The 13,739-nt window shown below is 69.9% G+C and carries 9 protein-coding genes and 1 tRNA gene; 8 read left to right on the plus strand and 2 right to left on the minus strand.

Annotation, left to right across the window (positions count from 1 at the left end; genetic code table 11):
* Positions 1–176 precede the first annotated feature (176 nt).
* Complete coding sequence (polA, locus tag ACIQ9E_RS18780; RefSeq protein WP_403708328.1) at positions 177–2,915, minus strand: DNA polymerase I; 2,739 nt, start codon at positions 2,913–2,915, stop codon at positions 177–179.
* Between the two features lie 223 nt (positions 2,916–3,138).
* Here polA and ACIQ9E_RS18785 point away from each other — a divergent pair, with 223 nt between their 5' ends.
* From ACIQ9E_RS18785 to ACIQ9E_RS18815, 7 genes are all read left to right on the plus strand, one after another.
* Positions 3,139–5,421, plus strand: coding sequence for an FdhF/YdeP family oxidoreductase (locus ACIQ9E_RS18785; RefSeq protein WP_403708331.1), 2,283 nt, complete (start codon positions 3,139–3,141; stop codon positions 5,419–5,421).
* Between the two features lie 127 nt (positions 5,422–5,548).
* Positions 5,549–6,046 carry a PaaI family thioesterase gene (locus ACIQ9E_RS18790; protein ID WP_403708334.1) on the plus strand — a complete coding sequence of 166 codons (498 nt, stop codon included), beginning with the start codon at positions 5,549–5,551 and terminating at the stop codon, positions 6,044–6,046.
* A 961-nt stretch (positions 6,047–7,007) separates the two neighbouring features.
* Positions 7,008–8,243 (plus strand): ABC transporter substrate-binding protein, encoded by a 1,236-nt coding sequence (locus ACIQ9E_RS18795; RefSeq protein WP_403708337.1) that lies wholly within the window; start codon positions 7,008–7,010, stop codon positions 8,241–8,243.
* A 96-nt stretch (positions 8,244–8,339) separates the two neighbouring features.
* A complete protein-coding gene (locus ACIQ9E_RS18800) occupies positions 8,340–9,272 on the plus strand; it encodes a branched-chain amino acid ABC transporter permease (protein ID WP_366260563.1) in 933 nt (310 codons plus the stop codon).
* A gap of 5 nt (positions 9,273–9,277) precedes the next feature.
* Positions 9,278–11,011, plus strand: coding sequence for a branched-chain amino acid ABC transporter permease (locus ACIQ9E_RS18805; protein WP_403708341.1), 1,734 nt, complete (start codon positions 9,278–9,280; stop codon positions 11,009–11,011).
* A gap of 5 nt (positions 11,012–11,016) precedes the next feature.
* Positions 11,017–11,940 (plus strand): ABC transporter ATP-binding protein, encoded by a 924-nt coding sequence (locus ACIQ9E_RS18810; protein WP_403708820.1) that lies wholly within the window; start codon positions 11,017–11,019, stop codon positions 11,938–11,940.
* Positions 11,937–12,653 carry an ABC transporter ATP-binding protein gene (locus tag ACIQ9E_RS18815; RefSeq protein WP_006349882.1) on the plus strand — a complete coding sequence of 239 codons (717 nt, stop codon included), beginning with the start codon at positions 11,937–11,939 and terminating at the stop codon, positions 12,651–12,653. The genes ACIQ9E_RS18810 and ACIQ9E_RS18815 overlap by 4 nt, the downstream gene beginning before the upstream one ends.
* A gap of 169 nt (positions 12,654–12,822) precedes the next feature.
* On the opposite strand, the gene ACIQ9E_RS18820 is transcribed toward ACIQ9E_RS18815, so the two are convergent.
* Positions 12,823–13,476, minus strand: a complete 654-nt coding sequence (locus ACIQ9E_RS18820; RefSeq protein ID WP_403708344.1) for an ANTAR domain-containing response regulator — start codon at positions 13,474–13,476, stop codon at positions 12,823–12,825.
* A 99-nt stretch (positions 13,477–13,575) separates the two neighbouring features.
* On the opposite strand from ACIQ9E_RS18820, the gene ACIQ9E_RS18825 reads away from it, so the two are divergent.
* Positions 13,576–13,648 (plus strand) — tRNA-Leu (locus ACIQ9E_RS18825).
* The last annotated feature ends 91 nt before the right edge of the window (positions 13,649–13,739 follow it).

Genomic DNA, 13,739 nt, shown 5'->3' on the forward strand with positions numbered 1-13,739 from the left:
CGTCACCCATGGCCCCCGGGGTACCGGGCCTTGACCGTTTTTCACCACTTCGCCACCTGGTGATGATGCTCCCGTACGGCGAACTCCGGCCGTCGGCCCGGGGGCGGACATCCACCCGGGCGCGAAAGCCCCGGTCGTACCCGACTACCGGATAGACCGGGGGTTCCGGCGGGTGCTCAGTGCGCAGCGGACTCCCAGTCGCCGCCCACGCCCACGGAGACGTCGAGCGGGGCGCTCAGCTCCGCGGCACCGGACATCTCCCGGCGCACCAGGGCCTCCACGGCCTCGCGCTCGCCGGGGGAGATCTCCAGCACGATTTCGTCGTGGACCTGGAGCAGCAGACGGGACGTCAGTCCGGCCTCCCGCAGCGCGGAGTCCACCCGGAGCATGGCGATCTTCACAATGTCCGCGGCGGTGCCCTGGATGGGGGCGTTCAGCGCCATCCGCTCGGCGGCCTCGCGGCGCTGGCGGTTGTCGCTGGTGAGGTCGGGCAGATAGCGGCGGCGGCCGAGCATGGTGGCCGTGTAGCCGGTGGCCCTGGCCTCGTCCACGACATGGCGGAGATAGTCGCGGACGCCGCCGAAACGCTCGAAGTAGGTGTCCATCAGGGCCCGGGCCTCGCCCGCCTCGATGTTCAGCTGCTGGGAGAGCCCGAAGGCGGAGAGCCCGTACGCCAGGCCGTAGGACATGGCTTTGATCTTGCGGCGCATCTCGGCGTCGACCTCGGAGGTGGCGACCCCGAAGACCTGGGAGGCCACGGTGTTGTGGAGGTCCTCGCCGGAGGTGAAGGCCCGGATGAGGCCTTCGTCCTGCGAGAGATGGGCCATCACGCGCAGTTCGATCTGGCTGTAGTCGGCGGTCATCAGGGACTCGAAGCCCTCACCGACGACGAAGCCGCGGCGGATGGCCCGGCCCTCGTCGGTCCGCACCGGCACGTTCTGGAGGTTGGGGTCGGTGGAGGAGAGCCGGCCCGTGGCGGCCACCGTCTGGCTGAAGGTGGTGTGGATCCGGCCGTCGGCGGCGACGGTCTTGATCAGTCCCTCGACGGTGGAGCGGAGCCTGGCCTGCTCCCGGTGCCGGAGCATGATCACGGGCAGTTCGTGGTCGGTCTGCCCGGCGAGCCAGGCCAGCGCGTCGGCGTCGGTGGTGTAACCGGTCTTGGTCTTCTTGGTCTTGGGCAGGTTCAGCTCGCCGAAGAAGACCTCCTGGAGCTGCTTGGGCGAGCCGAGGTTGAACTCGTGGCCCACGGCGGCATGCGCCTCCTTGACCGCCTGCTGGACAGCACCGGCGAACAGCTGCTCCATGGCCTCCAGATGGGCACGGTCGGCGGCGATGCCGTACCGCTCCATCCGGGCCAGGAGGAGGGAGGTGGGCAGCTCCATCTCATGGAGCAGGTCGGCGGCACCCACCTCGGTGAGCCGGGTGCCCAGGGCGTCACCGAGGTCGAGGACGGCACGGGCCTGGGCCATCAGGGCGTCGGCCTCGGCGTGCTCGTCGGTGCCGAAGGCGAGCTGGCCGTCGGCCGCGGCGGGGGCCAGCTCCCGTCCGAGGTATTCGACGGAGAGGGCGTCGAGGGCGAAGGAGCGGCGTCCGGGCTTGACCAGATAGGCCGCGAGGGCGGTGTCCATGGTGATGCCGTCGAGGGGCCAGCCGTGCTCGGGGAAGACCCGCAGGGCCTCCTTGGCTCCGTGCAGCACCTTGGGGCGGGCGGGGTCGCCGGCCCATGCGGCGAAGGCGCGTTCGTCGGCCTCGTCGAGACGGGTGGGGTCGAACCAGGCGGCCTTGCCGTCGGCGGCGGCCAGGGCGACCTCGGTGACGCTGCCGGTGCCGAGGGACCAGCTCGCGACGGTGGTCATACCGAGCGGCCGGTCGCCGTGGGCGGCGAGCCAGGGGGCCAGTTCACCGGTGCCGAGGACGGAACCGTCCAGTTCGACACCGGCGGCGGGGGCCGGGGCCGCCTCCTCCGCCGTACCCGGGTCGACCGCCAGCAGCCGCTCGCGCAGGCTCGGATTGCGGATCTCCAGGACTTCGAGGAAGCCCTGGAGCGCCGCACGGTCGTAGGGAGCGCGCTCCAGCTCGGCCACGGCCTTCGGCAGCTCGACGTCCCGGACCAGTTCGGTGAGGTGCCGGTTGAGCTTGACGGCCTCCAGATGGTCCCGCAGGGACTGGCCGACCTTGCCCTTGACCTCGTCGGCCCGCTCGACCAGTTCGGCGAAGGAACCGAACTGGTTGATCCACTTGGTCGCGGTCTTCTCACCGACACCCGGGATACCGGGGAGGTTGTCCGACGGGTCACCGCGCAGGGCGGCGAAATCGGGATACTGCGCCGGGGTCAGTCCGTACTTCTCCTGGACCTTCGCGGGGGTGAAGCGGGTCAGCTCGGAGACGCCCTTGGTGGGGTAGAGCACGGTGGTGTGCTCGCTGACCAGCTGGAAGGAGTCCCGGTCGCCGGTGACGATCAGCACCTCGAACCCGGCGGCCTCGGCCCGCGTGGCGAGGGTCGCGATGATGTCGTCGGCCTCGAAGCCGTCGACGGCGAACCGGACCGCGTTCATCGTGTCGAGGAGTTCGCCGATCAGCTCGACCTGGCCCTTGAACTCGTCCGGGGTCGAGGAGCGGTTCGCCTTGTACTCCGGGAAGTCCGCGGAGCGCCAGGTCTTGCGGGATACGTCGAACGCGACGGCGAAGTGCGTGGGCGCCTCGTCGCGCAGCGTGTTCGCCAGCATCGACGCGAAACCGTAGACGGCGTTCGTCGTCTGGCCGCTCGCGGTGGTGAAGTTCTCCGCGGGCAGCGCGAAGAACGCCCGGTACGCCAGGGAGTGCCCGTCCATGAGGAGCAGGCGCGGACGCCCCGCACTGCCGTCCTGCGCGCCGTCGGGGGTCCGGGGGGTCTTCTTCGATGCCGTCTCAGCCACGGAGACGATCCTGCCACGCCCCACTGACAATGACGGCCACGGCGTGCTCGGCCGGGCCGCGGCGCCGTCACCGGTCCGTGACAGGATGACACCGGACCGGAACCACCCGGACGCCGGGCACCCCCACCGGGGCAGCACCGCGGCCCGGGGTCCGACGGCGCAGGGTTCCGGCCCCCGCCGGAGCCCGCCGTGGCAGGGCCCGGCCCCGACCGAGGGGAGCACGATGGTCACCAAGCCGCCCGCGGACGACCCGGCGCAGGACGCACCCGTGACCGGCCCGCCCGGCCGGTCCGCGGCAGGTCTGCCGGCCGTCGCCCACACGGTGCGGGTCGCCGGGGAGCAGATGGGCGTGGCCCGCTCCCTGCGGACCCTGCTCAAGGTCAACCAGAAGGACGGCTTCGACTGTCCCGGCTGCGCCTGGCCGGAGGAGTCCGGCAAGCGGCACCGCGCGGAGTTCTGCGAGAACGGCGCGAAGGCCGTCGCCGAAGAGGCCACACTGCGCCGGGTGACGCCGGAGTTCTTCGCCCGGCACCCGGTGGCCGAGCTGGCCGGGCGCAGCGGCTACTGGCTGGGGCAGCAGGGCCGGATCACCGAACCGATGTACCTCGCCGAGGGCGCCGGCCACTACACGCCGGTGAGCTGGGAGCAGGCCTTCGCCGTCGTCGCCGAGGAGCTGGCCGCGCTCTCCTCCCCCGACGAAGCCGTCTTCTACACCTCGGGCCGGACCAGCAACGAGGCCGCGTTCCTGTTCCAGCTGTTCGTCAGGGAGTTCGGTACGAACAATCTGCCCGACTGCTCGAACATGTGCCACGAATCGTCGGGTTCGGCGCTGACCGAGACCCTCGGCGTCGGCAAGGGCAGCGTCTCCCTGGAGGATCTCCACCGGGCGGATCTGATCGTGGTCGCCGGACAGAACCCCGGTACGAACCACCCCCGGATGCTGAGCGCGCTGGAGAAGGCGAAGGCGGCGGGCGCGCGGATCATCTCGGTGAACCCGCTGCCGGAGGCGGGTCTCCAGCGCTTCAAGAACCCCCAGAACCCCCTGAGCCTCCTGCGGGGCACCCCGCTGGCCGATCTGTTCCTCCAGATCCGCATCGGCGGCGACCAGGCACTGTTCCGGCTCCTCAACCGGCTGATCGTCGAGACCGATGGGGCGGTGGACGAGGAGTTCGTCCGTGACCACACCCACGGTTTCGCGGAGTTCGCGGCCGCCGCGCGGTCGGCGGACTGGGCCGAGACCCTCACCGCGACCGGTCTGGACCGGGCCGAGATCGAACGGGCGCTGGAGCTGGTGCTGGCGTCGGAGCGGACCGTGGTCTGCTGGGCGATGGGCCTGACCCAGCACAAGCACGCCGTGGCCACCATCCGCGAAGTGGTGAACTTCCTGCTGCTGCGCGGTGCGGTGGGCAGGCCGGGCGCCGGGGTGTGTCCGGTACGAGGGCACTCCAATGTGCAGGGCGACCGGACGATGGGCATCTTCGAACGGCCCGCGCCCGCGTTCCTCGACGCGCTGGAGAAGGAGTTCGGCTTCGCCCCGCCGCGGCAGCACGGCCTCGACGTGGTGCGGTCGATCCGGGCGCTGCGGGACGGGGACGCGAAGGTGTTCTTCGCGATGGGCGGCAACTTCGTCGCCGCCTCCCCCGATACGGCGGTGACCGAGGCGGCGCTGCGCCGCGCCCGGCTGACGGTCCAGGTGTCCACCAAGCTCAACCGCTCCCATGTGGTCACCGGCCGGCGGGCGCTGATCCTGCCGACCCTCGGCCGTACGGACCGGGACGTGCAGGCCGGCGGACGGCAGTTCGTCACCGTGGAGGACTCGATGGGGATGGTGCACGCCTCGCGGGGCAATCTGCCGCCCGCGAGCCCGTCGCTGCTGTCGGAGCCGGCGATCGTGGCCCGGCTGGCGCGGGCGGTCCTCGGCAGTGGATCGCGGACGCCGTGGGAGGGGTTCGAGCGGGATTACGGCGCGATCCGCGACCGTATCGCGCGGGTGGTCCCCGGGTTCGAGGACTTCAATACGAGGGTGGCCCGGCCGGGTGGTTTCACCCTGCCGCACGCGCCCCGCGACGAGCGCCGCTTCCCGACGGCCACGGGCCGGGCCAACTTCACGGCCGCTCCCGTCGAGTATCCGCGGGTACCGGAGGGGCGGCTGCTGCTCCAGACCCTGCGCTCCCACGACCAGTACAACACCACGGTGTACGGACTGGACGACCGCTACCGCGGGGTGCGGGGCGGGCGCCGGGTCGTGCTGGTGCATCCGGAGGACGCCGGCCGGCTGGGTCTCGCGGACGGGGCGTACGTGGATCTGGTGGGCGAGTGGCGGGACGGAGTGGAGCGCCGGGCCCCGGGTTTCCGGGTGGTGCACTATCCGACCGCCCGGGGCTGCGCGGCCGCGTACTACCCGGAGACGAACGTCCTGGTGCCCCTGGACTCGACGGCGGACACCAGCAATACGCCCGCGTCGAAGTCGGTCGTGGTGCGGCTGGAACCGCGCGACGACGGGTGAGCCACCGCGGGCGCCGCGGGGTGTGGTCAACGGCACGCCGGACCTGCTAAGCGCCCGCTCAGGCATCTGATATGACGGTGCCTGCAGCAGCCAACGCACTGGAACGACCGAGATCGGAGCCGGACCCATGGGCGAGCACCACACCGCGCAGTTCCCGCAGGACATCGTCGACGAGTACGCGGCGCTGGGGGTGGACCTGCCCGCCCTGTTCTCGGCGGGGCAGCTGGGCGACCGGATGGGCGTACGGATCCTGGAGGCCTCGGCGGAGCGGGTCGTGGGAACGATGCCGGTGGAGGGCAACACCCAGCCGTACGGGCTGCTGCACGGCGGGGCGTCCGCGGTGCTGGCGGAGACGCTCGGTTCGGTCGGCGCCATGCTCCACGGCCGCAGCGACCGGATCGCGGTCGGGGTGGACCTCAACTGCACCCACCACCGCGGGGTCCGTTCCGGGCTGGTCACCGGGGTCGCGACGGCCGTCCACCGGGGCAGGTCGACGGCGACGTACGAGATCGTGATCACCGACGAGCAGGGGAAGCGGGTCTGCACGGCCCGGCTGACGTGCATGCTGCGGGACGCCGTCCCCGCGGACGCCGACCGGGTCCCGGACCGGGGCCGTACCGCCTGACCGTCGTCCACCGGGGCGCGCCGGACGGCCTCCGGGGCGCCCCACCCCCTGCGCTTTATCCTTTTTGCGGCGTTTTCCGATGTGCGCCGCCCGGTCCGGCACCCGGCCCGGCTTCCCGCGGGGCACCGGCCCCCGGACACCCCGGCGGCCTCCCCTTCCCCCGCCCTTCGCGGCCCGCGCGGGCGCCATCGCCGCCCCGCGGCCGTGGCGGCAACCGCACTCTGCGTGATCTTCGAAGGCTGCGGCCTCCGCCGCCCCGCGGACGCCCGAAATACAGACGTCACACCGGTGTCACCCGGGACGCCTCCGGCGGCCGGCCGATCGTCATCCACGAGGCGCCGGGCGGGCGGGCGGTGGCGGCACGGATCGGCGCCACCCCGGTCATGACAGGGACATCTCACCAGTCGCGATGCGTCTACGCGGGTCGATCGCCGCACCCCGGAGGCCGGCTGACGGACCGCCACGGGAGCCCTCTCGAACACCCTTATCCCGTCGCGGCGTTCACACCGCCTCCCGCCCCAGGGTGGATGCATATGCCATATAAGAGATCACGCCGACGCGGAAATTTTCACTCTCAGTAATCGACCTTGGCGTCCGAAAAGCGCCCTTCCGCCCCTCACCGACTATCGGACGGTCAGCGGACCCGGAAAGACGTGATAGTGGGCCTGACAGGACCAAGATTGCCTCAAGGGCCTTAGCGGAACAGGGCGTTCTCACCATGTGGTCACCGACGACCGGGCAGGAACACCTCAGCGGGCCCCCATTCGGGCACACCGATATTCGACCTCGATAACAAGAACGTCACATCCTGACTTCCCTAGTGCCCTGCCCAACCCCCTCCCCTTAGAGTCACGGCCAGTTACCGCGCCGCCGGGCGCATATCAGCACCGCGCATTCCCGTTCGGCCCGGCGACCAAACGGCACCTCTAGGGGGAGGGCCGTGCCAGGGAGAGGACATATCGTGCGAAACCGTTCCTTGCTCATACTTACCGCCGTGGTCACGACGGGAGCACTCACCCTCACCGCCTGCGGATCGCGCGATGACGACAAGAAGGGCAGCGACAGCGGCGGTGGCAAGACCACCGTGGTCATCGGCATCGACGCCCCGCTGACCGGCTCGCTCTCCGCGCTCGGCCAGGGCATCAAGAACTCCGTGGACCTCGCGGCCAAGACCGCGAACAAGGAGAACGTCGTCCCGGGCGTCGAGTTCAAGGTCGAGTCCTACGACGACCAGGCGCTGCCGGCCTCCGGCCAGCAGAACGCGATCAAGCTGGTCGCCAACAAGGACGTCCTCGGGGTCGTCGGCCCGCTGAACTCGGGCGTCGCCCAGTCGATGCAGGGTGACTTCGCCAAGGCCAACCTGGCGCAGATCTCGCCCGCCAACACCAACCCGGCCCTGTCCCAGGGCGACAACTGGGGCTCCGGCGACAAGAAGCGTCCGTTCAAGACCTACTTCCGTACCGCCACCACGGACGTCATCCAGGGCAAGTTCGCCGCCCAGTACCTGTTCAACGAGGCGAAGAAGAAGAAGGTCTTCGTCGTCGACGACAAGCAGACCTACGGCGCCGGCCTCGCCGCGATCTTCGCGGACGAGTTCAAGAAGCTCGGCGGCACCGTGGTGGGCACCGACAAGGTCACGGTCAAGGAGACCGACTTCTCCCCCGCCGCCGACAAGATCAAGGCCTCGGGCGCCGACTCGGTCTTCTTCGGCGGTCAGTACCCCGAGGGCGGTCTGCTGGCCGACCAGATCAAGAAGGCCGGCGCGAACGTCCCGACCATGGGCGGCGACGCGCTCTACGACCCGGCGTACATCAAGGCCTCCGGCCAGTCGAACGACGGCGACCTGGCCACCTCCGTCGGCTACCCGATCGAGATGCTGCCGACCGCGAAGAAGTTCATCGACGACTACAAGGCGGGCGGCTACAAGGACCCGTACGCGGCCTACGGCGGCTACTCCTACGACGCCGCCTGGGCCATCATCCAGGCAGTGAAGGCAGTCGTCGCGGAGAACGACAACAAGGTCCCGGGCGACGCCCGCGCCAAGGTGACCGAGGCGCTCTCCAAGGTCTCCTTCGACGGAGTGACCGGCAAGGTCTCCTTCGACGAGTTCGGTGACACCACGAACAAGCAGCTCACCGTGTACCGGGTGGAGAACGGCGAGTGGAAGTCCATCAAGAACGCCACTCTCCAGGACTGAGCCGACCGGCCCCCAGCATCTGACCCCAGCCGCGCGAGGGTGCAAACAGCGCCCTCGCGCGGAGTCATATCCGACACGCTCATCGGAGGCTCTGCGGTGAACGAACTGCCGCAACAGCTGGCGAACGGCCTTGCCCTCGGTGCCCTCTACGGCCTCATAGCCATCGGGTACACCATGGTCTACGGCATCGTCCAGCTCATCAACTTCGCCCACGGCGAGATCTTTATGATCGGGGGCTTCGGCGCCCTCACCGCCTATCTGATCCTCCCCGACGGGAGTTCGCTGATCGTCGCGATCCCGGTGATGATCATCGGTGGAGCCATCACGGCGGTCGCCGTCGCGACCGCGGCGGAACGGTTCGCCTATCGGCCTCTCCGAGGTGCCCCCAGGCTGGCCCCGCTGATCACCGCGATCGGTCTGTCCATCGCCCTCCAGCAGATCGTCTGGGCCTGGTACCCGGACGCCAAGAAGGCCCGCAGCTTCCCCGAGTTCGCGGGCAAGTCCTTCGAGATCACCGAGAATCTGCACCTTCAGCGGGCGGACCTCTTCGTGCTGGTCCTCGCCCCGCTCTGCATGCTCGCGCTCGGACTGTTCGTCTCCAAGAGCCGCAGCGGCCGCGCCATGCAGGCCACCGCGCAGGACCCGGACACGGCCAAGCTGATGGGCATCAACACCGACCGGATCATCGTGATGGCCTTCGCCATCGGTGCGGGCTTCGCCGCGATCGCGGCCGTCGCCTACGGGCTCGACAAGGGCCAGATCCAGTTCGAGATGGGCTTCATCCTCGGGCTGAAGGCCTTCACGGCCGCCGTACTCGGCGGTATCGGCAATATCTACGGGGCCATGGTCGGCGGGGTCGTCCTCGGTGTCGCGGAGGCACTGTCCATCGCGTACGTCGCCGAGATCCCCGGGATGCAGCAGCTCGGCGGCGGCGCCTGGGCCAACGTCTGGGCCTTCGTCCTTCTCATCCTTGTCCTCCTCGTGCGGCCCCAGGGTCTGCTCGGTGAGCGCGTCGCGGATCGGGCGTGAGTGCGATGACCACACAGACCTCCCCCACCACCGACTCCACGGCGCCCACCGACGCCGAGTCCCGCGCCCGGATGCTCCGGACGGTCGTGGCGGCCGGCGGTGTCGCCACCGTCATCAGCACCCTGCTGGCCTGGACCTACACCGACGAGTTCCCCGGCGATCTGACGGTCTACGGCTACCCCGGCGGCCTGCAGATCCTCAGCCTCGTCGCCGGTCTCCTGGTCACCGTGTTCGCGCTGGCCGGTCTGGGCGTGAAGGGCCTGCGCTGGCTGGTGCCCGCCGGTTCGGCCCGGGCCCTGCGCATGCTCGCCCTCGGCGCCTTCGGCACCACCGCTTACACCATCGTCGCCATCGCCTACAAGCTCGGCGGACTGGTCAATGTGGAGCCCGGCGGCTACGTGGCGCTGGTCGTCTCCGCCGTACCGCTGGCCGCCTTCGCGCTCCCGGACGACACCCGCCAGGTCGCACGCCCCCGGGAACTGCCCTCCTGGGCCGAGATCCTGATCATCGTGGGCGTCTTCGCGCTGGGCCTGTACGTGATCACGTACGGCATCGACACCGAGTACGCCGAGCTGTTCACCGGCTATCTGATCATCGTCGGCTTCGCCATGGCCGGTCTGAACCGGTCCGGTCTGCTGGCCCGGCTGTCGGCACTGACGGCCCGCTACCGCCAGATCACGGTGATCTCGGCGTTCGCCGCCGCGGCCGCGTTCCCCTTCACCCAGAACACCGACACGTACACCCTGATCGCGGTCAACATCCTGATCTTCGCGACGGTGGCCCTGGGTCTGAACATCGTCGTCGGTCTGGCCGGTCTGCTCGACCTGGGCTACGTCGCCTTCCTCGGCGTCGGCGCCTACACCGCGGCCCTGGTCTCCGGCTCCACGGCCTCGGCCTTCGACATCCACTTCCCGTTCTGGGCCGCCGTCATCACCGGCGGTGTGGTCTCGCTGGTCTTCGGTGTCATCATCGGCGCCCCCACCCTGCGGCTGCGCGGCGACTACCTCGCCATCGTGACCCTGGGCTTCGGCGAGATCTTCCGGATCGCCATGCTCAACCTCGACGGCGACTCGGGCCCCGACATCACCAACGGCCCCAACGGCATCCCGAACATCCCCGATCTGGAGTTCTTCGGGTTCAACTTCGGCGAGCCGCACACCGTCCTCGGCTTCGAGCTGGGCTCCTACGCCAACTACTACCTGCTGATGCTGCTGGTCACCGTGGTCGTGGTGATGGTGTTCAAACGGGCCGAGGACTCCCGGATGGGCCGTGCCTGGGTCGCCATCCGCGAGGACGAGACCGCGGCGACGGCCATGGGCATCAACGGCTTCCGGGTCAAGCTGATCGCCTTCGCGCTCGGCGCCTTCCTCGCCGGTCTGGCCGGTACCGTCCAGGCCCATGTGCAGCACACCGTCGTCCCGGAGATGTACCAGTTCGCCGGGCCGGTCCCGCCGAACTCGGCGTTCCTGCTGGCCGCGGTGATCCTCGGCGGTATGGGCACGGTCAGCGGTCCGCTCCTGGGCGCCGCGCTGCTGTACATGATCCCGGCGAAGCTCGACTTCCTCGCCGACTACCAGCTCCTCGGCTTCGGTATCGCGCTGATCCTGCTGATGCGCTTCCGGCCGGAGGGCCTGATCGCCAACCGGCGGGCCCAGCTGGAGTACCACGAGGACGACGACGACCCGGCCGACCAGACCGGCTCCGGCCCGGGTGTCGGCCTCAGCAAGGCGGGGGCGTGACCGTCATGACGACCACCACCACGACCACGGCCGAGACCGTGCTCGACGCCAGCGGTGTCACCATGCGCTTCGGCGGACTGACCGCCGTGCGCTCGGTCGACCTCACCGTCAACTCGGGCGAGATCGTCGGGCTGATCGGCCCCAACGGCGCCGGGAAGACGACCTTCTTCAACTGTCTGACGGGGCTGTACGTCCCTACCGAGGGACGGGTGAGCTACAAGGGCACCGTCCTGCCGCCCAAACCGCATCTGGTCACCCAGGCGGGAGTGGCCCGGACCTTCCAGAACATCCGGCTCTTCTCCAATATGACCGTTCTGGAGAACGTCCTCGTCGGCCGGCACACCCGGACCAAGGAGGGCCTGTGGTCCGCGCTGCTGCGCGGACCCGGTTTCAAGCGGGCCGAGGCCGAGTCCCGTGACCGGGCCATGGAGCTGCTGGAGTTCACCGGTCTGGCGGCGAAGGCCGACCATCTGGCCCGCAACCTCCCCTACGGTGAGCAGCGCAAGCTGGAGATCGCCCGCGCGCTGGCGAGCGATCCCGGGCTGCTGCTGCTCGACGAGCCGACCGCGGGCATGAACCCGCAGGAGACCCGGGCGGCCGAGGATCTGATCTTCGCCATCCGGGACCAGGGGATCGCGGTGCTCGTGATCGAGCACGATATGCGGTTCATCTTCAACCTCTGCGACCGCGTGGCCTGTCTGGTCCAGGGCGAGAAGCTCGTGGAGGGGTCGCCGGAGGTCGTCCAGGGCGACGACCGGGTGGTCGCCGCCTATCTGGGGACGCCCTTCGAGGGCGCGCCCGGTGCCGAGGAGGTGGCCGAAGTGGAGGCGGCGGAGGCCGAGGCCGCCGCGAGCGCCCCGGCCGACGCCGTACCCGAGGGCCACCAGAGCACCACCCGTACCACCGGCCCGGACAAGGAGACCCCGTGACCGCACTGCTTGAGGTCGAGGACCTCCGGGTCGCCTACGGCAAGATCGAGGCCGTGAAGGGCATCTCCTTCAGCGTCGAGGCCGGTCAGGTCGTCACCCTGATCGGGACCAACGGCGCGGGGAAGACCACGACCCTGCGCACCCTGTCGGGGCTGCTGAAACCGGCCGGCGGCCGGATCGTCTTCGACGGCAAACCGCTCGACGGTATCCCGGCCCATAAGATCGTGGCGCTGGGACTGGCCCACTCCCCCGAGGGGCGGCATATCTTCCCGCGGCTGTCGATCGCGGAGAACCTCCAGCTCGGAGCGTTCCTCCGGTCGGACAAGGCGGGCATCGCCCAGGACATCGAGCGGGCCTACGAGCTGTTCCCGATCCTGCGGGAGCGGAGCAAGCAGGCCGCGGGCACCCTCTCCGGCGGTGAGCAGCAGATGCTCGCCATGGGCCGGGCGCTGATGTCGCGGCCGAAGCTGCTGATGCTCGACGAGCCCTCCATGGGGCTGTCGCCGATCATGATGCAGAAGATCATGTCGACGATCACCGAACTGCGGTCGCAGGGCACCACGATCCTGCTGGTCGAACAGAACGCCCAGGCGGCGCTCTCGCTGGCCGACCGCGGTCATGTGATGGAGGTCGGCAAGGTGGTGCTGTCGGGCTCCGGCGAGCAGTTGCTGCACGACGAGTCGGTCCGCAAGGCGTATCTCGGCGAGGACTGATCGCCGCAGGCGGTACGGATCGGCGGTGGAGCCGAAGGGGCGCGGCGCGCCCCGGAGGCGACCGGGCCGTGATACGGCGACGGGCCCGCGTCCCCGAGGGGGGATGCGGGCCCATCGCCGTCCGGCAGGCCGGCCGGTGCCGGGCGGGGGCGCCGGAACCGTACCCCCGCTACTGCCCCTTCGCGGCCTTCTTCTCCTCGGAGTCCGCGATGACCGCCTCCGCGACCTGCTGCATCGAGAGCCGCCGGTCCATGGAGGTCTTCTGGATCCAGCGGAAGGCGGCGGGCTCGGTGAGTCCGTACTCGGTCTGGAGCACGCTCTTGGCGCGGTCGACGAGCTTGCGGGTCTCCAGCCGCTGGGAGAGGTCGGCGACCTCCTTCTCCAGCGCCTTCAGTTCGGCGAAGCGGGAGACCGCCATCTCGATGGCGGGCACCACGTCGCTCTTGCTGAACGGCTTGACGAGATAGGCCATCGCCCCGGCGTCGCGGGCCCGTTCGACCAGTTCGCGCTGGGAGAAGGCGGTCAGCATCAGTACGGGGGCGATGGATTCGCCGGCGATCTTCTCGGCGGCGGAGATGCCGTCGAGGACGGGCATCTTCACATCGAGGATGACGAGGTCCGGGCGGTGCTCACGGGCCAGGTCGACGGCCTTCTGGCCGTCTCCGGCCTCACCGACGACCGTGTAGCCCTCCTCCTCCAGCATCTCTTTGAGGTCGAGCCGGATGAGGGCCTCGTCCTCCGCGATGACCACGCGGGTGGTCTGCGGCGGGACGTGCGACGTGTCGTCGTCGGGGACGGAGGTCGGCTGGTCGGGGGCGGTCACGGGACTCCTCATTCCAAGGCAGGCTACTCCCCACGAGACTACCCAGCTCCTGTATGGTTGGGGCACGAAGGGGGCTAGCTTCCCTTTGTTTCCAAGGATGCCCCGGTAGCCCAGCGGTAGAGGCAATGGTCTCAAACACCATCCAGCGTGGGTTCGAATCCCACCCGGGGTACTTTAGCTTCGATTCCAAGGTCACGTATCGGGCCCCTCTGCGGAGGGGCCCGACGCAGTTCTCGGGAGGCCCGGCGGGGCGCCTCCCGGCA

This window comes from Streptomyces sp. NPDC094448 (assembly GCF_044763775.1).
Lineage (GTDB): Bacteria > Actinomycetota > Actinomycetes > Streptomycetales > Streptomycetaceae > Streptomyces.

What these genes read in the sequence shown, in the direction of transcription:
- ACIQ9E_RS18810 (WP_403708820.1), top strand. Translation starts at nt 11,017, where the DNA reads ATGACGACCACCACCACGACCACGGCCGAGACCGTGCTCGACGCCAGC.
- ACIQ9E_RS18785 (WP_403708331.1), top strand. Translation starts at nt 3,139, where the DNA reads ATGGTCACCAAGCCGCCCGCGGACGACCCGGCGCAGGACGCACCCGTG.
- ACIQ9E_RS18805 (WP_403708341.1), top strand. Translation starts at nt 9,278, where the DNA reads ATGACCACACAGACCTCCCCCACCACCGACTCCACGGCGCCCACCGAC.
- ACIQ9E_RS18790 (WP_403708334.1), top strand. Translation starts at nt 5,549, where the DNA reads ATGGGCGAGCACCACACCGCGCAGTTCCCGCAGGACATCGTCGACGAG.